A 20,269-nucleotide genomic window follows, 5' to 3' on the forward strand; every position below is an offset into this window, starting at 1 on the left:
TTTAGTTAAATATTGTAAACGATATACTAATGATACGACCAATTTTCAGTTGCCTGTTTTTATTATTATTTTTGCAACAGAATCCAAAGTCTATGAAACTATTTATAATCAGTTTAGTCCTGCTAGGTCTTGCATTTGCAGGAATTGCAATTAAAATCTGGGGTAAAAAAGATGGAAAGTTCGCTGGTACCTGCGCGAGCCAGAATCCATACCTTAATAAATCTGGTGAACCATGTAGTTTCTGTGGTAAGTTGCCGGATGAAATGGAAAATTGTTCAGATACCGCCAAGACTACCTAGATTAAATGGAGATAATTTTATTTGGCCTGTTTATACTCACCGGTATAATCAATATCCTCTATAACTTAAGTTTTTTTTCATTTACATCTGCTTCTTCGGAAAAGTCACAAGCTTTAAATCTTCCCGTTTCAGTAATTGTTTGTGCAAAGAATGAAGAAGAGAACCTTCAGAACTTTATACCAGGAATTCTTGAACAGAATCATCCAGATTTTGAACTTATCCTTATTAATGATGCTTCCGCAGATAATAGTCTGGAAGTAATGGAGCATTTTCAGAATATAGATCCAAGATTAAAAATTGTAAATGTGCAGAATATTGAAGCATTCTGGGCGAATAAAAAATATGCCCTTACGCTGGGTATTAAAAAAGCTTCGAACAAATACTTATTATTTACAGATGCCGATTGTGTTCCTCAATCTAAGGACTGGATCACAGAAATGACAAACCATTTTACAACCAAGGAGATCGTTCTTGGATATGGTGGCTACTTCAAACAAAAGAAATCACTGCTCAATAAGTTAATTAGATTCGAGACACTTTTAACAGCTATTCAGTATTTCAGTTATGCAAAATTAGGAATACCTTATATGGGCGTTGGTCGTAATTTAGCATATACCTCTGAGAGGTTTTATGAATTGAAAGGCTTTGCGAGTCATTTACACATAAAATCTGGCGACGATGATCTATTCGTTAATGAAGCTGCGAATCATGAAAATACCGCCATCTGTTTTTCTGAAAATTCAATCACACGAAGTGTTCCCAAAAAAAGTTTTTCAGAATGGACAAAACAGAAACGCAGACACGTTTCTACTGCTAAACAATACCAACAGAAACACCGGGTTCTGCTTGGCGTATATTACTCGGCAAGATTACTTTTCTGGCTACTTTTTATTCTACTTTCAATCCTTCAGATCTACCCTATCGTGGTACTATCGATTCTTTTTATAAAGTTGATCTTTGACGGAATTGTCTATTATAATGCTGCGGAAAAGCTAGATGAGAAGGACGTGATCTGGTTCTATCCATTTTTAGATATATTTTTAATATTTTTCCAATTAGCTATATTTAGCTCCAATCTCATTTCAAAACCAGGACAGTGGAAGTAAACCCCAGTCAGCTCTCTGAGAAAATCAGTGAAGCCAAGAAAGGAAGTCAGTCGGCATTCAATTACCTGGTAGACAGGTTCTGGGGAGATGTTTATGGTTTTCAGCTTAAAAAGACCCAGAATGAGTATGAAGCTGAAGATATCACGATTCAAACCTTTTCCAAAGCCTTTAATCGTATAGAGACTTTTGATGATAATTATTCCTTCGCCACCTGGCTTATTGCGATCTCCAAGAATATCCATATAGATCAAATAAGGAAGAAAAAAGCTTCTATTAGATCTAAAACTTCCATGCAGGATGAAGACCAGGTCTACCAGATAGCAGATGATACTCCGGGAATTGAGGATAAGCTTATCAAGGAGCAAAATCTAGAGCAATTACTTTTTGACATTAAGCAATTGAAACCTCATTACCAGGAAGTCATCAATCTTAGATTCTTTCAGGAGAAATCATATAAAGAAATCGCAGAATTTCTGGACGAACCCATGAACAATATTAAGGTAAAACTGCTGCGTGCCAAGAAGTTACTCGCCGCTATTATTGAAAGCCGAAAGAGCTAAGTAAGGATTAGAATCGGCGGGAGTCTAATTTATGCAGTTCAGCTTATTATTGTATCTTTGAAACAGAGATTTATTGCTATGAATACAGACGTTGCTCCAGTAAAAACCAAAACACAAAGAACTCCAAAACCAAAGTGGTTACGAGTGAAACTTCCTACCGGTAAGAAATATACCGAGTTAAGAAGCCTCGTTGATAAATACGATCTACATACTATTTGCACCTCTGGTAGTTGCCCGAATATGGGTGAATGCTGGAGTGAAGGGACCGCCACTTTTATGATCCTTGGGAATGTATGTACAAGGTCCTGTGGATTTTGTGGTGTTAAAACCGGTCGACCAGATACTGTAGACTGGGATGAACCTGAAAAGGTTGCCAGATCTATCAAGATCATGGGGATCAAGCATGCGGTAGTGACCAGCGTGGACCGTGATGATCTTAAGGATATGGGTTCAATTATCTGGGCAGAGACTGTCAAAGCGATTCGAAGAATGAATCCTGAAACTACACTGGAAACTTTAATTCCCGATTTTCAGGGAAATGAACGTAACATAGATCGTATTATCGAAGTAAGCCCTGAAGTAGTTTCCCACAACATGGAAACCGTTAAGCGTCTTACCAGAGAAGTTCGTATACAAGCGAAATACGACCGAAGCCTTGCAGTTCTAAAGTATCTTAAGGATAATGGAATTCGAAGAACCAAATCGGGAATCATGCTAGGACTTGGCGAAAAGGAAGAAGAAGTATTTCAGACTCTTAGAGATCTACGCGGTGCAGGTGTTGATGTCGTGACTATTGGACAGTATCTTCAACCAAGTAAAAAGCATTTGCCTGTAAAGCAATTTATCACCCCAGATCAATTCAAGCGTTACGAAGAATACGGTCTCGAACTAGGTTTTAGACATGTTGAAAGTAGTGCCCTGGTAAGATCTTCTTATAAGGCTCAAAAGCATATAAATTAAGGAGTTTACATGGCGGGTCCTGTAAAAATTGCCATTAACGGCTTTGGCCGGATTGGCAGAAACCTATTCCGACTTTTGCTAAGTCATCCCGAGATAGAGGTTGTTGCTGTCAATGATATTCATGAAGCCGGCAGTCTCGCACATTTGCTGAGGTATGATAGCATCCACGGAAGAATATTCAATGATATTTCTGCGAGCGACAGTGAAATAATTGTTGACGGTCGCTCTATTCCTTTGCTAAATTTCGAAAAACCCGCAGATATTCCCTGGAATAGTTTTGGAGCGGAAATGGTAGTAGAATGCAGCGGAAAATTCAAAACTACTGAAGCTCTGTTAACTCATCTGAAGGATGGGGTAAAGAAGGTGATACTTTCGGTTCCACCAGTAGACGATGAAATTAAGATGATCGTACTTGGGGTAAACGAACATATACTTACGGGCGACGAGAAGATCATCTCGAACGCTTCCTGTACGACTAATAATGCAGCCCCTATGCTAAAGGTGGTCCATGATCGCTTAAAAGTTACTCAGGCTTATATAACAACCGTTCACTCCTATACATCAGATCAGAGCTTACATGATAAACCTCATAAGGATCTAAGGAGAAGTCGGGCAGCAGCACAATCTATCATACCAACTACCACCGGAGCGGCGAAGGCCTTAACAGGAATTTTCCCTGACCTTAGTGAGGTCATAGGTGGATGCGGAATTAGAGTTCCTGTTCCTAATGGATCTCTTACAGACATGACACTTAATGTTGAAAAATCAACGAGCATTGAAGAAGTAAACCAACTTTTCAAGAATGCTGCAGAAAATGAGATGTCTGGAATTCTGGAGTATACTGAAGACCCTATAGTTTCTGTAGATATCCTTGATAATAAATATAGCTGCATTTTTGACGCTGGAATGACTTCAGTCATCGATGGTACGCTCATCAAGTTAATAGGATGGTATGACAACGAAATTGGCTACTCTAATCGTCTTATCGATTTAATTTCACTTGTTAACGATAAATAGCTATATTTAACAACTTATTAAAGCTGCTAGCTATTTTTCCATAATGAAAAACTTCAAGCGTTTCATCCTTTTAGTATGTTGCTTCGCCATCTTTGGATTCCAGGAGTCCACGATCGATGAAGAAAACCCAAAACCTGAACAGATCAAAGAACTGTTGAATGAAGCCGAGGTTTCTATCAATACCATGAATTTTGACAAAGCCCAGGAACAACTAGATCTGTCACTTAAATTATCAAAACGTATAAACGCTAAGAGTTACATCGCGCTTACCAGTACGATTCTAAGTCGTATGTATCATGTAAGGCACGAATATGATAAAGGTATAACGCAGTTGGATAGAGCTATGTCCATTCAAAGAGAGATCAATGATGACGCAGGCCTTAATTATTCTTATGTACTTTATTCCAAAATACTTACATCCAAAAAAGAATTTGATCGAGCTTTAAACTACCTTGTGCTTGCAGAAAAATACTATACTCAGCAAGACAACCGGGAACAACTAGGAATTATTGCCCTGAATAGAGCCGTAATTTATTTTGCTGATAATAATACAAAGCCCAGAGCACTGACCGAATTAAGAAACGCAGAAATCTATCTCAGTGATTCAGACAATCAATATGAAAAAACCCGGTTAAACTATTTTATGGCTCGCGCATTTCAATACGATGGAAACTACGAACGAGCAGAGCAGTCAGCTAAAAAATCGCTTGAAATATCAAAAGCAGCAGGTTATACGGGTATGGTCATGTATAGCTACAATTTGCTAAGTGAAATTGCTCAGGAAAGAGGGAACTATGCCAGCGCACTCGAATTACTTCAACAGGGTAATAAGATAAGAGAAACTATTTTCGATGTTAATAAGGAAGCTCTTGCAACTGAAGCGAATGCCAGACTTGGTAATTCTGCTTTGAAATCTACGGTAGATCAGCTAACGGCCCAGCAGGCGGAAAATGAAAGGACGCTAAAAGTTAACAAACTAACTACAATACTTAGTGTAGCTCTTATTACAATTCTCTCGCTGCTAACATTGAGTTTATATAAAAACAACAATCTTCGTGCTAGAGCGAACGAGTTACTTCAAAAGAAGAATTCAGAATTGATACTGGCTAAGGAAAATGCTGAGAAAGCTTCTCTGGCAAAAGCTCAATTCTTAACTACCATAACACACGAGCTGAGAACACCTTTATATGCGGTGACAGGACTAACCCATTTACTGTTAGAAGAAAGCCCTACAGAAAGTCAGAAAGAGCATCTAAATTCATTGAAATTTTCAGGTGAATATCTCCTTTCCCTCATCAATAATATACTCGACCTCAATAAGCTCGAAGCGAACAAAGTGGAGATCGTTAAGACTAACTTTGATCTCGAAAAGCGTATTTCAGATGTATTGATTGCGTTAAAGAATTCCGCAGATGACAGGAATACGAAATTACATTTCTCCTATGATAAGGACATTCCAGCTAAACTAATTGGAGACCCTCTAAAAGTCTCTCAAATTCTCATTAATCTTATTGGTAACTCTATCAAGTTTACGGAAGATGGAGATATCTGGATCGCGGTAAATAAAACCCGCCAGGATGGGAAGTTTGTTTCACTTCTGTTTGAGATAAAGGATAATGGTGAAGGAATTGGTAAAGAGAAGCAAAAGGCAATTTTCGAAAACTTTACACAAGGTTCTACCCAGATCAACAGAAAATTTGGAGGAACGGGACTTGGTTTATCCATTGTCAAAAACCTTCTAAGTCTTCTTAATTCTGAAATTGAACTGGAGAGCGATCTTGGGAAAGGTTCCACTTTCACTTTTGAATTGCAATTTGAAGCTGAAACTCTGGAAACTAAACCAGCTGAACCAGTATCACCATCTAAAGATATCGTTCTTACTAACGATATTATGAAGGATAAAAATATCCTTATCGTTGAAGATAATAAGATCAATCAAATGATCACACGCAAGATCCTTGAGAAGAACAAAGTGATCTGTGATGTCGCAGACAATGGTACTATTGCGATCGAGAAAGTTCAAAATAATGAATTTGATCTTATCCTTATGGATATTCATATGCCTGGAATCTCAGGAATAGAAGCTACCATAGAAATTAGAAAGTTCAATCCTGACATACCGATCATTGCGTTAACCGCAGTAACTCTAGATGATAATCTAGACGAATTTTACATGAACGGTTTCAATGATATTATCCCCAAACCTTATAAGACAGAAGAGTTCTTCCACAAGATCAATAAGTATCTAGCTGCCAGAGAAACAACAGTTTAGAAAAATGGCACAGCCTTTGTAAAGTAAATGCTAGTAAAATTATATTGAAGACAACAAACACATATAATTTGAATTAGCCGAGATAAAATGAGGTGCTTCGCACCTCATTTTTTTTGTGCGTAACTCAAAATTAGTTCATTAAACTTTTCAGCATCAGAAATTATTTTGGTTTGAATAGGTAGGTAATAAAGCTTCCTGGCAAGTTTTGTACTTTTCAAACGCATGTAATCTTTTTCTGTGGTAAGTATACTCCCGAAGGTGTTCAGGTTTTCGATTTCATCTGTTGAAAAATTATGATGATCTGAAAACTTAAAATGTTTTAGTTCAATATCCATTTCAGCGAGGTATGAAATCATTGGAACGGGATTGGCAATTCCCGTAACAAGCACGAAATCTTTCTGTTCGATATCCTTCAGTAGCTTAGATTCTTTCTCTGCGAAGATCATTTCAGAATATATGATACTACTGAAGAAAACCGGTCCTTTAAAATATGCCTTGATCTTTGACCGAGTTTCTTCCTGTTTAGTTTCATCAAGATTCTGCGGACATTTGGTTACCACCACTATATTGGCTCTACTGGCGCCCTGACGTGACTCTCGGAGATTTCCAGCTGGGAGTACAAAGTCTTCTGTAAAAAGGTCGGTATAAGAGGTAAGTAGAATATACAACCCAGCCTCCACTTTTCGATGTTGAAACGCATCATCCAGCAAAATAAGTTTGGAACCGGACTTCTTTAACCTGTTGATTCCTTCTACCCTATTGGCATCTACAGCTACCGTGATCTCTGGGAATTTTTTCTTAAACTGAAGAGGCTCATCCCCACTCTTACTCGCAGTGTCGTTGATTTCCACAATCTGGAACCCTGAACTCTCACGTTTGTAACCTCTACTTAATGTCGCAAGCTTAACATCCTTCGAAAGCAGATGAATAAGATATTCGATCATGGGAGATTTTCCGGTGCCTCCCATATTTAAATTTCCAACGGCGATTACAGGAATATCAAATTTCAAGGAATTAAAAAATCCCTGATCATATAATTGATTTCGAACTCCAGTCACAGTTTTGTAGACTACGGAAAAAGGTAAAAGCAATTTTCTGGGATTCGGCATAAACGCTTAATATAATTATCTTTGAGTCTGAAGTCTAAGAATTACGCAGACAATTTAATTTCCAGGCTTCTGGCAAAATTATCAAAATATGCTTATTAAAGAAGTAATTACTATAATAGAAGAATTTGCACCGCTTGATTATGCTGAAGATTTCGACAACGTAGGTTTGCTGGTAGGAAACGCTTCCGAAGAAGTGAAAGGAGCACTTATAACTTTGGATACTTTGGAGTCTACCGTAGATGAAGCAATAGCTAAAAACTGCAACCTGATCATAAGCTTTCATCCAATCATATTTTCAGGTTTAAAAAAGCTAACCGGTAAAAATTATGTGGAGCGTACCGTTCTTAAAGCAATTAAGAATGATATTGCGATTTATGCGATTCACACTGCTTTAGACAATCAGCACAAAGGTGTCAACGATATGATCGCTGAAAAGCTGGGACTTGTGAACAGGCAGATCCTGATCCCTCGAAGCGATAGCATCAAAAAACTGCAAACCTATGTTCCGGTTTCAAATGCTGCTAAAGTGAGAGAAGCTTTATTCCAGGCGGGTGCAGGTAATATTGGAAATTACGATAATTGCAGTTTTAATGTTCAAGGCTTCGGAAGCTTCAAAGGAAACGAAGATTCAAATCCCGTAGTTGGTGAAAAAGGCACAATTCATTTTGAGGATGAGATGCAAATTGGGATAACCTATAAGAAACACCTCGAATCCAAAATATTGAAAGCTTTGTTTCAAAGTCATCCTTATGAGGAAGTTGCCTATGAGATTCATAGTCTTGAAAACAGGAACCAGCAGCTAGGAATGGGCATGATCGGGGAACTCGAAACTCTTGTAGATGGGAAAAGCTTCTTAACTCAAGTTCAGGAAGCATTTAATAGCAATGGAATTCGTCATTCTGAAATACTTAAATCACCTATTAAAAAAGTTGCTGTTCTGGGAGGTAGCGGAGCCTTTGCCATCGAGAATGCAAAAAGTGCTGGTGCAGATATATTCATCACGGCAGATCTAAAATATCATGATTACTACAAAGCTGAGCAAAAGTTGGTCGTTGCAGATATTGGACACTATGAAAGTGAACAGTTTACAAAAAATTTACTATATTCTTTTCTTAGCAAAAAAATTAGTAGTTTTGCACTTATTTTAGCAGATACAAATACCAATCCAATACATTACTTATAATATGGCGAAAAAAAACGATGTTACTGTAGAAGAGAAGTTAAGATCCCTGTACGATCTTCAGTTGGTGGATTCACGAATTGATGAGATTAGAAATGTACGTGGAGAACTTCCTCTTGAAGTTGAAGATCTTGAAGATGAAGTAGCAGGTTTGAACAGACGCCTGGAAAAACTGGATGCGGATATCGAAGTGATTGATAATGATATCAAGAACAAGAAGAACCAGATAGAGGAGTCTAAGACGACGATAAAAAAATATTCTGAGCAACAAAAGAATGTTCGAAATAACCGTGAATTCAATGCTTTAAGTAAAGAAGTTGAATTCCAGGAACTTGAAATAGAGCTTTCAGAGAAGCATATTAATGAGTACAAGGCGAAGATCGAGCAGAAAAAAGAAGTTATTGCTCAAACAAAAGAGAAATTAGCTGAAAGAGAAGCTCACCTTAAGCATAAGAAAAGTGAACTTGACGAAATTTTGAAGGAAACTGAGAAAGAAGAGCAAGCACTAATAGACAAGTCTAAAGAATACGAGAAGAACATTGAAGACAGGCTTGTTACTGCTTACAAAAGAATTCGTACAAACGTAAAGAATGGTTTAGCAGTGGTTCCTGTGGAAAGAGGAGCATCTGGAGGATCTTTCTTTACTATTCCTCCACAGGTGATCATGGAAATTGCTGGTCGTAAAAAGATCATCACAGATGAGCACAGTGGTAGAATTCTGGTAGACGAAGAACTAGCTAAAGAAGAGCAGGAAAAAATGGAATCAATGTTCAAGAAGTTCTAATACTTCTTAAGCAACACTTTAAACTGCCTGGAGAATAACAGTAAGATCTTAGGATCTGAAGCAAAAGTTTTTCAGGCAGTTTTTTTTATGCCTAATTTTTAAGCCACTCTCCTATTCACACGGGCTCTGGATTAACATTCATTTTACAATTTTCAGTGAATTATAGTCTAACTTTAACCCGTTATGAAACTACTCACTGCATTTAAAACCTGTACCATCTGTCTGGCTATATTAATTATGACAGGATGTAAGGATTCTGCTAATTCTGAAAATGAGAGTAAGGTAGAAGATACCATTACTACTCAGAAAACTGGTTTTAAAGATTTGAACGAACAAAGTTCAGATCAATCTGAAGAACTTAAGACCAAAGACACCACAACTACACCAGAAGAAAAGAACACAGGTTACTCTGGAACTTATACCAATCTCGCGTTTGCTGAAGATACTAACTGCGAATGCTACTGCCTGGAAATCGAAGCTGGAAAAAGTTCAGAACTTTGCCTGAAGCCCGGTGAATTATATATGGAAGCCGACTTTAAAAAAGTAGGTAATGAAATTCATGTTTTCTACAAAGGAGCTTCACTAAAAAGTGAAGAGAATGATCTTCCGTGGAATGATCTCGATACTGGCACAGCGGTTGCTACATTTAGCAAAGTAAGTGCAAACGAATACAAACTTGACTGGAAGGGTTTTCAAATCGATGGTAAGACTGCCGTGGAATATGCATTATTAGGCAAGAAAACTCTTGAAGGAACTTATAAACTTAAATAACATGAAGCTATTATTTATTAATTTCATAAGCCTTGTACTTCTGGGTTGCGGAAATCAAAACACACAACAATCTGTTACCAAACCTGAAATTGCAAATGCTACTCCGGTAGAAGTTGAGATGCAGGATGGGATGAAAAAGGCCTATTTCGCCAGCGGTTGTTTCTGGTGCGTTGAAGCTATCTATGAAAGTATTGAAGGAGTAGATGAAGTAATAAGCGGTTACGCTGGTGGGCATACCAAGAATCCCACCTATGAAGAAAGCAATACTGGAAGAACAGGTCATGCAGAGGCAGTAGAGGTAATTTATGATCCTGAAGTTGTAGATTTCAAAACTTTGGTTCAGGTATTCTTTGGTTCTCAAAACCCAACGCAGGTGAATGGCCAGGGACCAGATAATGGTTCACAATACCGTTCGATCGTATTCTTTCAGACAGAAGAACAGAAAAATATTATAAATGAAGTGAAAACTGAAGTTGCTAAAGACTACCAGAAACCACTTGCTGCAGAAATACTGCCTTTTCAGAAATTTTGGGTAGCTGAAGATTACCATCAAAATTACGAAGCAAATAATCCTCAAAATCCATACATTCAGAATGTGTCAATTCCAAGACTGAATCGATTTAAGGAAAAGTTCCCGGACATTCTTAAGAAGGATGCACATTAAAATAAAAGCTGCCAGATGGCAGCTTTTATTTATTTATTGAGTAAATCTTTGATCTTAAGTTCTACTTCTTCAGAATCCCAGGTTTCTTCAATTCCAGGGATTTTCATGACTTCATCCATGATTCCTCTCTGGTAATCTCCAATATCCAGCGCATCTGAATACGCTTTGTCTGAAAATGTGACCCGTGAGTACAAAGGCACCCATAATTCAGGATATTTCTGAGCGAACTTCTTTTCTATTTTCTTCCGCAGTAAAAAAGATGGATCGGCTGTTTTACTACTCATCTCAACAAAATTGCGGTAGCTCAATTCTGCGATCGCATCTGTATTAGGTTTTCGTTCTCTTTGATATTCTTCGAAGATAATTTCCCAATTATCCCCGTGTTGATTCATTTTTTCATTTAAAACAGAAATGTCTTCAAATCCCGCATTCATTCCCTGCCCGTAAAATGGAACAATTGCATGAGCAGAATCTCCTACCAGAGTGATCTTATCAAAATAAGACCACGGATAACATTTGATCGTTACCATTGCACTTGTAGGATTTTTAAAAAAGTCTCGCTTTAAATTCGATATTTCATCTTTAATATCAGGAAAATACTGCTCAAAAAACTGGTCTGCCTGCTGTTCTGTTTGAATGCTTTCAAAAGAAACATCTCCTTCAAAAGGCATGAAAAGCGTACAGGTAAAACTTCCATCCAGATTAGGCATTGCGATCAACATAAAATTACCTCGAGGCCAGATATGGAAAGAAGCATTATCCAGTTTATGGGATCCATCGGCATTCGCAGGAATTGTAAGCTCTTTATATCCTACATCAATAAAATGCTGGGAATAATTGAACCTGCTTTGTCTTTGCATCTTATGACGGGTTCTTGAAAACGCGCCATCTGCTCCAAAAATAAGATCGAACTTATATTCTTTCCAGACGCTCTTTTCAGATTCGCCTGTATACAACTTAGCATTTGGCAGATCCACATCCCAAATCTTCTCTTCGAACCTGAATTTAGCACCAGCTTCTTCCGCAAGATCTATCATCTTACGATTAAGGATACCTCTGGAAATGGAATAGATCGCTTCCCCGTCTTCTCCGTACTTCTGGAAGTAAACTGGTTTGTCGTCTACATGCATCGCCCGTTTATCCAGCGGTAACGCCAACTCCCTGATCTCATCCTCTATTCCAGCCTCTCTTAAAGCTTTCCAGCCGCGATTAGACATGGCCAGGTTTATAGATCTTCCGGAAAATTCTACCAGACGAACATCGGGACGTCTATCGAAAATGGTGACTTTATGACCTTGTTTTCTAAGAAAAATGGCTAATAGAGATCCCACCAGTCCGGATCCTACAATAGCTACTTCTTTTTGATTTTGCATGAAGTATAAACTAATTCCTGGCAAGTAAAATGCTCTCCAGAAATATATTAATTAGAATCACGAAATTACTCAATAATATTCAATTCACTGGCAGTCCCATCGACTTAGAGACTCTTTCCGCTACCTCTTTTTTGATTTACCAGTTCATTAACACCCCGAAAACCCTGAAACTGGTAATTTTAAGAAAAATTGAATTATGACTATGGAAAAACAAGCTTTACTACAATCCTACCAGATGGGAGACCTGAATTTAAAAAACCGGGTGATCATGGCGCCAATGACCAGAAGCCGTGCCGAGAATGATGCAAATGCTCCTACAGATATGCATGTAACCTATTACACTCAACGTGCAGGTGCCGGATTAATTATTTCTGAAGGTTCACAGGTATCTTCCCGGGCTGTTGGATATATAAATACTGCGGGAATACATTCGCAGGAACAGGTTGAAGGATGGAAGAAAGTTACCGAAGCAGTTCATAAGGATGGTGGAAAAATCTTTATTCAGCTATGGCATGTTGGTAGAATTTCACACCCTAAATTCCATAATGGAGACAAGCCACTTGCTCCCAGTGCTATAAATCCAAATGCAGACGTGTACACACCCGATGGTCAGGAAAAAACCGTTGATCCAAAAGCAATGAGTATTCAGGAGATCCAGGAAACTGTGCAGGAGTTTAAATCTGCTGCTCAGAATGCTAAAGATGCCGGTTTTGATGGAGTAGAAATTCACTCTTCCAATGGATATCTCATACACCAGTTCTTCAATAAAAATTCTAATCAGCGTACCGATGAATATGGAGGTAGCATTCCAAACAGGGCAAGATTCTTTTTTGAAGTTCTGGATGCCATCAATGAAGTGTGGCCAGAAAACAGAATTGGTTGTAGATTCAATCCCTCTCTGCATAAGATCTTCGGAATTGTAGCTTCAGAAGAAAGCATTGAGACCTTTGATTATATTATGGAAAAACTAAATGCTTATGATCTGGCTTATGTTCACCTTTCAGAACCATTCTCAGATGTGAGCGACGTGCCTTACCTTATAACTGATATTGCGAAACACTATCGAAAGATCTACAAAGGAACTTTAATGATCAATGCCGGTTTTGACAGAGAATCTGGAAACAAAGTTATAGAAGATGGAGATGCAGATCTTGTAAGTTATGCAAAATGGTATATTTCCAATCCAGATCTTGTTGAGAGATTTGAAAATAAATGGCCATTGGCTGAGTATAATGAGGATACTTTCTATACACCTGGGAAGGAAGGGTACATAGATTACCCTGCTTACGAGAAGCAACGTGAATCCTAATTTTTTGATAAAGCTGTTCTAAAAGCTGTTAACTGGTAATGCTTCATAAAGGCGAGGTGGTATATTAGATAAACTAAATTTATTATTATGGATCAGGAAAAACTAGACCACATGAGGTCTACATTGAACAAACTGGAGGATATCAAGAATACTCAAAGCAGTATAATCGATAAAATTAACCATGTGATCACAGATTTGTTCCAGCATCCAGACAAGAACCTGGAGAAGGTTATGGAAGATGCTCACCAAAAAGCGTCAGACAACATAGATGCAGTAAGAGAAGCAATGGAAGAATATGAGATGGCCATCAACAAGATGGAAAATCAGAGTTAATTTAAAAATCCATTAACAGCTTTATAGTAAAGCATTCAATAACTTGAGGTCAGTCTAAAAAACTGACCTTTTTTTATGAAACATATCAAAGCCTCAGACATTGAGGAAATGGAAAAAATCTACCGCCTGAACCTTGTAAATAGTTGTACAGGATATAAATCTGCAAACCTCATTGCTACCAGATCTAAATCTGGAAATCCCAATGTAGCCGTATTTAGCTCGGTGACTCATATTGGCAGCAACCCGGCAATGCTTGGTTTTGTGACCAGGCCACTGAGTGTTGCTCGAAATACCTATAATAATATTCGAGAGACGGAATACTTTACGGTCAATCATATTCAGGATAAAATGATCGAGCAAGCTCATCAAACTGCAGCGAAGTATGATGAAGAGATTTCAGAATTCAACAAAACAGGTCTGGATGAGGAATATCTTGATGGATTCCATGCTCCCTACGTGCAGCAATCTGAAGTAAAGCTGGGCTGCAAATTCGTGAATGAATACCATATCAAAGAAAATGACACCGTACTTGTCGTTGCGTCTATTGAACACATATATTTTGATGAAGGCATTCAAATGCCTGATGGCTGGCTGAGGTTAGATGACGCTGGTACAGTAGCTGTAAATGGTCTTGATGGCTATTCCCTCCCAAGTCTGCTTGACAGATTTCATTACGCCCGCCCAGGACAGGAAGTAAGATCTTTCTTTAGTAAAGATAGCGAATAAAACGATTAAGAAATCTGATTTGCCCCAAAAGATCTGTCCGGTTTGCGAACGTCCTTTCTCGTGGCGTAAAAAGTGGGAAAAAGACTGGGAACAGGTGCGCTATTGCAGTGATAAATGCAGAAAAAATAAGAAATGAGTACAGGATTAATATGGTTTAGAAATGATCTTAGAACCCAGGATCATGAAGGAATAGCAACTGCTACAAGCAATCACGACAGAGTTATCGCTGTATACTGTTTCGATCCCAGACATTATGAAGAACTGGACATAGGCTTTCGAAAAACCGGAAAATTCAGGGCAAAATTTCTGATAGAAACTATTCATCAACTGCGGAATAATCTTCGGAAGTTACATATTCCACTGTTGGTTTTTCAGAATAAGCCGGAAGTCAAAATCGCTGAACTTACAAAAGAGCATCAGACAGACACCATTTACTTTCAGAAAGAGTGGACAGATGAAGAGAAGAAAGTTGAAAGAAATCTGAAGGAAGCTATTCCTGATGTTAAATTCAAAGATCATTATCAGCAGTTTTTTTTTCATCCTGACGATATCCCCTATGATTCCTTTAATGATATTCCAAAGGTATTTACTGAATTCAGAAAAAAATGTGAGAAGAAAACAGAAGTCAGAGAACTACTTAGCAACTCGAAAATTGAAGAATTTGAATTCGTTAATGATACTGAAATACCGAGTTTAGAGGACCTTGATTTTACCGAATTTAAAACCGACGAGCGATCTGCTTTTCCATTTCACGGTGGAGAAGATGAAGCATTAAAAAGAGTGGAACAATACTTCTTTGAACAGAGGAACCTGGAAACTTACAAGGAAACAAGAAATGGTTTAATTGGTACAGATTATAGTTCCAAGCTTTCTGCTTGGTTAGCCAATGGAAGCATCTCACCAAGACAGATCTATTTCAAGGTCAAACAATATGAAAAAGAAATAATAAGCAATCAGAGTACATACTGGCTTATCTTTGAATTAATATGGCGCGACTTCTTCAAGTATATCTCACTTAAGCATGGGAACGAGATCTTCCAATTAGAAGGAATTCGAGGAAAATCTCACGACTGGAATGATGATCATGAAGCTTTTAGAAACTGGATAGATGGAAATACTAAGGAGGATTTTGTCAACGCCAATATGCTGGAAATCGCTCATACCGGGTTTATGAGCAATCGTGGAAGACAGAATGTGAATAGTTATCTCGCGAAGGAACTGAAACATGACTGGCGAAAAGGCGCTGCATATTTTGAAAGTTTGCTCATAGATTATGATGTACATAGCAACTGGGGAAATTGGATGTATAATAGCGGAGTCGGAAATGATCCACGCGATAGAAAATTCAATATTAAAAGTCAGGCAGATCGCTACGATCCCGATAATGATTATCAAGATTTATGGCTGAAGTAAAAAAAACGCTGAGACTTATTTTAGGTGACCAACTAAATCATCAACATAGCTGGTTCAAGGATGACCTTGAAGATGTTACATATCTTTTTATGGAAATGCGACAGGAAACCGATTATGTGAAGCATCATATCCAAAAAGTTGTAGGTTTCTTTAGAAGCATGCGCAATTTTGCCAGCTATCTTGAAGAGAGAGATCACCGCGTTATCTATTACAAGATCGATCATGAGGATAATACTCAGAATCTTGAAAAGAACATAAAAGACCTGATCGATAAACATGATTTTGAAAGTTTTCAATATCAATTACCAGATGAGTATCGTCTTGATGAGCAGTTAAAAAGTTTATGTGAAGATCTGGAGATCGAAACTAACAATTTCGATACTGAACATTTTTTCACAACCCGTAGCGACCTGGAAAGGTTTTACGAAGGCAAGAAGCAAATGACCATGGAATATTTCTACCGCGATATGCGAAAGAAAAACAATATTTTAATGATCAATGCTAAAGATCCTGAAGGAGGGAAATGGAATTTTGATAAGAGTAACCGGCAGAAATGGAAAGGCAAGCCTGAAATTCCACACGAAAGAGGTTTCCGTAAAGATGTATCTGATCTAGTTGACGAAATTAAAAATGCTGGTGTAGAAACTTTTGGATCTATTGAAGCGAATAATTACAACTGGCCAACCTCTCGCGAGGACTCACTTTCAGTATTAAATTATTTCTGTAAAAACCTACTGGTACATTTTGGCGATTACCAGGATGCTTTGCATACCGATGAAGCTTACCTGTTCCATTCGCGATTATCCTTCAGCATGAACACAAAAATGCTGAGTCCAAAAGAAGTCATAGACTCTGTTCTGGATTATTATTACGACCATAAGGACGAGATCGATATTTCGCAGGTAGAAGGATTTATACGGCAGATACTTGGATGGAGAGAATACATGAGAGGTATTTACTGGAAAGAAATGCCAGGTTATCGCCGGAGTAATAAACTTAGAAATCAAAACAAACTAGCTGAATTCTACTGGGATGCGAATACAAAAATGAATTGTCTGCATCATTCTATCAAGAATAGTCTGGAAAATGCTTATGCCCATCACATTCAGCGACTTATGATTACCGGTAACTATGCCCTGCTTACTGAAACTCACCCAGACGAAGTTGACCAGTGGTATCTGGGAATTTACATCGATGCCATTGAATGGGTAGAGATCACTAATACTCGTGGAATGAGCCAGTTTGCAGATGGTGGAATTGTTGCAACGAAACCTTACGTTTCCAGCGGTAGTTACATTAATAAAATGAGCAACTACTGCAAGGATTGTCACTATAAAGTAAACAAGAAGACCGAAGATGATGCTTGCCCATTTAACAGTCTTTACTGGAATTTTCTGGATGCTAACCGGGAACATTTTGCCGGAAACCAGAGGATGAATATGATGATGAGCCTACTGGATAAGAAGCCTCCGGAAGAAATGCAGAAAATAAGAAATCGTGCGGGAGAAATCATATCAAATCCTGAACGCTTTTAGTACTTATAGTTAAATCAAGGTTAAATGAAAACCAGTGGGTTAATGCTTTGTCTAATTTAGTCCTGGAATTATTAAACCACCTAACTAAAAATCATTAACCAAAGGCAGGATAAAACCAGTCTAAAACCAGAACATTATGAGAGATTTAATTTGGCTTATTATCGTATTACTAGTAATTGGATGGCTAATTGGATATTTTGCATTCCCAGATTTAGGAAGTATCATACATATCCTTATTGTTGTAGCTGTAATACTAATCCTGTACAAATTACTTACAGGTCGTAAACTATAATATTCAATATAATTGATACTAACCCTTTGAGCGATCAAAGGGTTTTTTGTTTAAAATCGAAATATGTGGAGATTAGAATCTAAAAAGGTATTAGTAACCGGTGGAACGAAAGGAATTGGAAAAGCATGTGTAGAACAATTCCTGGAATTGGGTGCAAAAGTACTGTTCACTTCCAGAACATCAAAGGAGGTGCAGGACCTGGAAAATGAATTAAAAGATCAGGGCTATCAAGTGAAAGGCCTGGTTGCTGATGCTTCAAAATTATCTGATTCTGAAAATGTTCTAAAATGGATTTCTGAAAATTGGAGTAGTCTGGATGTACTCGTTAATAATGCCGGTATCAATATCCGGAAAAAAGCTCATGAATATTCTGAAGAAGAATACAAGAAAGTTCTGGACATTAACCTGGTAGCTCCGTTTACGCTCAGCCGACTCTTATTTCCTCTTCTAAAACTTTCAGCTGAATCTACGATTATCAATGTCGCATCTTCCGCAGCACTTCAGGATGTTGGTACAGGAACTCCTTACGCCATGTCCAAAGCAGGCTTATTACAACAAACAAGAAGTCTTGCTGTAGAATGGGCTTCAGAAGGAATAAGAGTTAATGCAGTTTCACCGTGGTTTACGAAAACACCACTAACTGAAGGCTATCTGCACAATGAGGAAAAAATGAAATCTATTATTTCCAGAACTCCGCTTAACCGCGTTGCAGAAGCAAAAGAGATTGCCAGCATTGTAGCATTTTTAGCAATGCCAGCTTCCTCATTTGTAACCGGTCAGAACATCGTAGCTGATGGTGGAATGAGCATTAATGCACTATAATGAAAAGAATAACTATATTTAAATAAACTAGAACTATGAAAAAACTACTGCTTACATTTCTTGCTGGAATTGCGCTTATCTCCTGCAACGAAGACAAAAAGAAAGAGGTAACTCCTGAAGAGAATCCAAACCTTGATGTTCATGAAAAGATCGCTATGGTCAATGGCTTCAAAGAATTTGATAGTATTAAAAAAATTAAGTTCACCTTTAATGTAAAAGTGAACGATTCTATTAGATCTGAAAGACGATGGAACTGGAATGTGGGAACAAACAAGATTAGTCTCACCGAAAATGACTCTGTGATGAGTTACACGAGAAAAGATAGCCTGGCTGAAAATAAAAAATATATCGATCAGCGGTTTGTGAATGATTCCTACTGGTTATTGTTCCCTTTTCAATTAAAATGGTCATTGGCAGATCTTAGTGAACCAAAGAAAGCAACAGCACCAATTAGCGGAGACGAAATGCAGATGCTTACAGTAAGTTATCCAAAAGATGGTGGTTACACTCCGGGCGATAGCTACGATATCTATTTCGATGATGAATTCATGATTCGTGAGTGGGTTTACAAATCTTCAGATGGAGGTCGTGAAATGGCTACAACCTGGGAAGATTATAAAGATTTTAAAGGAATCAAGATTGCTACCATGCATAAGTCCAAGGATGATAGTTTTGAGTTATTCTTTGATGACATTACAGTAGAATAGAACAAAACAGGTCATAAAAAAAAGGAGGCAAGTGCCTCCTTTTTTTATGACCTGTTTTTTGAGAGTATACCCTCTTTCAAGATTTGACCAAATCTATAAATATCTTCATAGGAACAGTAAAAAGGTGCAGGTGCTAACCTGATCACGTTCGGCTCACGCCAATCCAGCATCACTCCATTCTCCATTAAATAATTGAAGATATCTTTTCCTTCACCGTGTAAGAAAACTGAAAGCTGGGTTCCTCTTTCCTTCTGTTCTGAAGGAGTAATAATTTCAAAAGTACTGTCCACATCCTTGTCTATCTCGTGCAATACGAACTCAAGGTATGCGACAATTTTGTCTCTTTTCTTTAGCAAGCTAGTCATTCCAACCTCAGCGAACATTTCCAGAGATGCAAGATATGGCGCAAGGGCAAGAACTGGTGCATTGCTAATTTGCCAGGCATCTGCATTGGGTTCTGGTTGAAATTCTGGCTCCATCAAGAATCGTCGTTCTTTATTATGTCCCCACCAACCCTCAAATCTGGGAATATCTTTTTTGTTGTGGTACTTCTCGTTTATAAAACATCCCGAAGCATTTCCCGGGCCGGAATTCATATATTTATAACTGCACCAGGCGGCAAAATCCACATTCCATTCACTCAATTTTAGTTCTATATTTCCTGCTGCGTGTGCAAGATCCCAACCAACGAAGGCTCCAACTTTGTGACCTGCTTTAGTGATAGTATCCATGTCCATGACCTGACCAGTGTAGTAATTTACCCCACCAATAAGTACAAGAGCACATTCCTCTCCCACTTCATCAATTTTACGAAGGATATCCTCTGTTCTAAAATTATGCTCTCCATCCCGCTTTTTGATCTCTACGATGGCATCTTCAGGTTTAAATCCATGAAAACGAACCTGGCTGGAGATCATATATTGATCGCTGGGAAATGCCTTTTCTTCACAAATGATCTTATAACGTTTCCCTTCAGGTCTGTAAAAGCTTACCATCAAAAGATGAAGATTTACCGTGAGCGTGTTCATAACGGTCAC

Annotated in this window: 22 protein-coding genes; 19 read left to right on the plus strand and 3 right to left on the minus strand. The window is 38.1% G+C overall.

The window, feature by feature from the left end; genetic code table 11:
• Positions 1 to 92 precede the first annotated feature (92 nt).
• The 6 genes from ACNKXS_RS09830 to ACNKXS_RS09855 all read left to right on the plus strand — a co-directional run bounded on the left by ACNKXS_RS09830 (position 93) and on the right by ACNKXS_RS09855 (position 6,214).
• Positions 93 to 299 (plus strand): membrane or secreted protein, encoded by a 207-nt coding sequence (locus tag ACNKXS_RS09830; protein WP_141876946.1) that lies wholly within the window; start codon positions 93 to 95, stop codon positions 297 to 299.
• A gap of 5 nt (positions 300 to 304) precedes the next feature.
• On the plus strand, positions 305 to 1,405 hold the full coding sequence (locus ACNKXS_RS09835; protein WP_417920704.1) for a glycosyltransferase: 1,101 nt from the start codon (positions 305 to 307) through the stop codon (positions 1,403 to 1,405).
• Positions 1,396 to 1,965, plus strand: a complete 570-nt coding sequence (locus ACNKXS_RS09840; RefSeq protein ID WP_417920705.1) for an RNA polymerase sigma factor — start codon at positions 1,396 to 1,398, stop codon at positions 1,963 to 1,965. Before ACNKXS_RS09835 ends, ACNKXS_RS09840 begins: the two co-directional genes overlap by 10 nt.
• 78 nt (positions 1,966 to 2,043) lie before the next feature.
• Positions 2,044 to 2,925 carry a lipoyl synthase gene (gene lipA, locus ACNKXS_RS09845; RefSeq protein ID WP_417920706.1) on the plus strand — a complete coding sequence of 294 codons (882 nt, stop codon included), beginning with the start codon at positions 2,044 to 2,046 and terminating at the stop codon, positions 2,923 to 2,925.
• Positions 2,926 to 2,934: 9 nt separating this feature from the next.
• On the plus strand, positions 2,935 to 3,942 hold the full coding sequence (gene gap / locus ACNKXS_RS09850) for a type I glyceraldehyde-3-phosphate dehydrogenase (protein ID WP_417920707.1): 1,008 nt from the start codon (positions 2,935 to 2,937) through the stop codon (positions 3,940 to 3,942).
• A 43-nt stretch (positions 3,943 to 3,985) separates the two neighbouring features.
• Positions 3,986 to 6,214, plus strand: a complete 2,229-nt coding sequence (locus ACNKXS_RS09855) for a hybrid sensor histidine kinase/response regulator (protein WP_417920708.1) — start codon at positions 3,986 to 3,988, stop codon at positions 6,212 to 6,214.
• A 104-nt stretch (positions 6,215 to 6,318) separates the two neighbouring features.
• Here the strand turns inward: ACNKXS_RS09855 and lpxK are convergent, their stop codons facing one another.
• A complete protein-coding gene (gene lpxK / locus ACNKXS_RS09860) occupies positions 6,319 to 7,323 on the minus strand; it encodes a tetraacyldisaccharide 4'-kinase (RefSeq protein ID WP_417920709.1) in 1,005 nt (334 codons plus the stop codon).
• Between the two features lie 88 nt (positions 7,324 to 7,411).
• Here lpxK and ACNKXS_RS09865 point away from each other — a divergent pair, with 88 nt between their 5' ends.
• The 4 genes from ACNKXS_RS09865 to msrA all read left to right on the plus strand — a co-directional run bounded on the left by ACNKXS_RS09865 (position 7,412) and on the right by msrA (position 10,722).
• Entirely contained in the window at positions 7,412 to 8,506 is a 1,095-nt protein-coding gene (locus ACNKXS_RS09865) for a Nif3-like dinuclear metal center hexameric protein (protein ID WP_417920710.1), read from the plus strand.
• 1 nt (position 8,507) lies between these two features.
• Positions 8,508 to 9,287: a zinc ribbon domain-containing protein gene (locus ACNKXS_RS09870; RefSeq protein ID WP_295178830.1), complete on the plus strand. Its 780-nt coding sequence runs from the start codon at positions 8,508 to 8,510 to the stop codon at positions 9,285 to 9,287.
• Between the two features lie 183 nt (positions 9,288 to 9,470).
• On the plus strand, positions 9,471 to 10,058 hold the full coding sequence (locus tag ACNKXS_RS09875; protein WP_417920711.1) for a hypothetical protein: 588 nt from the start codon (positions 9,471 to 9,473) through the stop codon (positions 10,056 to 10,058).
• A 1-nt stretch (position 10,059) separates the two neighbouring features.
• A complete protein-coding gene (msrA, locus tag ACNKXS_RS09880) occupies positions 10,060 to 10,722 on the plus strand; it encodes a peptide-methionine (S)-S-oxide reductase MsrA (RefSeq protein ID WP_417920712.1) in 663 nt (220 codons plus the stop codon).
• 29 nt (positions 10,723 to 10,751) lie between these two features.
• Here msrA and ACNKXS_RS09885 read toward each other — a convergent pair whose 3' ends face one another.
• Positions 10,752 to 12,095, minus strand: coding sequence for an FAD-dependent oxidoreductase (locus ACNKXS_RS09885; protein WP_417920713.1), 1,344 nt, complete (start codon positions 12,093 to 12,095; stop codon positions 10,752 to 10,754).
• A 202-nt stretch (positions 12,096 to 12,297) separates the two neighbouring features.
• Here ACNKXS_RS09885 and ACNKXS_RS09890 point away from each other — a divergent pair, with 202 nt between their 5' ends.
• The 9 genes from ACNKXS_RS09890 to ACNKXS_RS09930 all read left to right on the plus strand — a co-directional run bounded on the left by ACNKXS_RS09890 (position 12,298) and on the right by ACNKXS_RS09930 (position 19,232).
• Positions 12,298 to 13,404: an alkene reductase gene (locus ACNKXS_RS09890; protein WP_417920714.1), complete on the plus strand. Its 1,107-nt coding sequence runs from the start codon at positions 12,298 to 12,300 to the stop codon at positions 13,402 to 13,404.
• A gap of 87 nt (positions 13,405 to 13,491) precedes the next feature.
• Entirely contained in the window at positions 13,492 to 13,737 is a 246-nt protein-coding gene (locus tag ACNKXS_RS09895; protein WP_141876933.1) for a hypothetical protein, read from the plus strand.
• A 75-nt stretch (positions 13,738 to 13,812) separates the two neighbouring features.
• Positions 13,813 to 14,463, plus strand: coding sequence for a flavin reductase family protein (locus tag ACNKXS_RS09900; RefSeq protein ID WP_417920715.1), 651 nt, complete (start codon positions 13,813 to 13,815; stop codon positions 14,461 to 14,463).
• A gap of 4 nt (positions 14,464 to 14,467) precedes the next feature.
• Positions 14,468 to 14,599, plus strand: a complete 132-nt coding sequence (locus tag ACNKXS_RS09905; protein ID WP_417920849.1) for a DUF2256 domain-containing protein — start codon at positions 14,468 to 14,470, stop codon at positions 14,597 to 14,599.
• On the plus strand, positions 14,596 to 15,876 hold the full coding sequence (locus ACNKXS_RS09910) for a DASH family cryptochrome (protein ID WP_417920716.1): 1,281 nt from the start codon (positions 14,596 to 14,598) through the stop codon (positions 15,874 to 15,876). Before ACNKXS_RS09905 ends, ACNKXS_RS09910 begins: the two co-directional genes overlap by 4 nt.
• A complete protein-coding gene (locus tag ACNKXS_RS09915; protein WP_417920717.1) occupies positions 15,864 to 17,411 on the plus strand; it encodes a cryptochrome/photolyase family protein in 1,548 nt (515 codons plus the stop codon). The genes ACNKXS_RS09910 and ACNKXS_RS09915 overlap by 13 nt, the downstream gene beginning before the upstream one ends.
• Positions 17,412 to 17,547: 136 nt before the next feature.
• The gene (locus tag ACNKXS_RS09920) at positions 17,548 to 17,703 is read left to right on the plus strand and encodes a lmo0937 family membrane protein (RefSeq protein WP_141876928.1); all 156 of its coding nucleotides are present in this window, start codon (positions 17,548 to 17,550) and stop codon (positions 17,701 to 17,703) included.
• 63 nt (positions 17,704 to 17,766) lie between these two features.
• Positions 17,767 to 18,525, plus strand: coding sequence for an SDR family oxidoreductase (locus ACNKXS_RS09925; protein ID WP_417920718.1), 759 nt, complete (start codon positions 17,767 to 17,769; stop codon positions 18,523 to 18,525).
• A gap of 35 nt (positions 18,526 to 18,560) precedes the next feature.
• A complete protein-coding gene (locus ACNKXS_RS09930; protein WP_417920719.1) occupies positions 18,561 to 19,232 on the plus strand; it encodes a hypothetical protein in 672 nt (223 codons plus the stop codon).
• Positions 19,233 to 19,276: 44 nt separating this feature from the next.
• Here ACNKXS_RS09930 and kynU read toward each other — a convergent pair.
• Positions 19,277 to 20,269 (minus strand): kynureninase (gene kynU, locus ACNKXS_RS09935; RefSeq protein WP_417920720.1); only part of this gene is annotated, 993 nt, incomplete at its 5' end.

It is taken from the genome of Christiangramia marina (assembly GCF_048285865.1).
Taxonomy (GTDB): Bacteria; Bacteroidota; Bacteroidia; order Flavobacteriales; family Flavobacteriaceae; genus Christiangramia; species Christiangramia marina.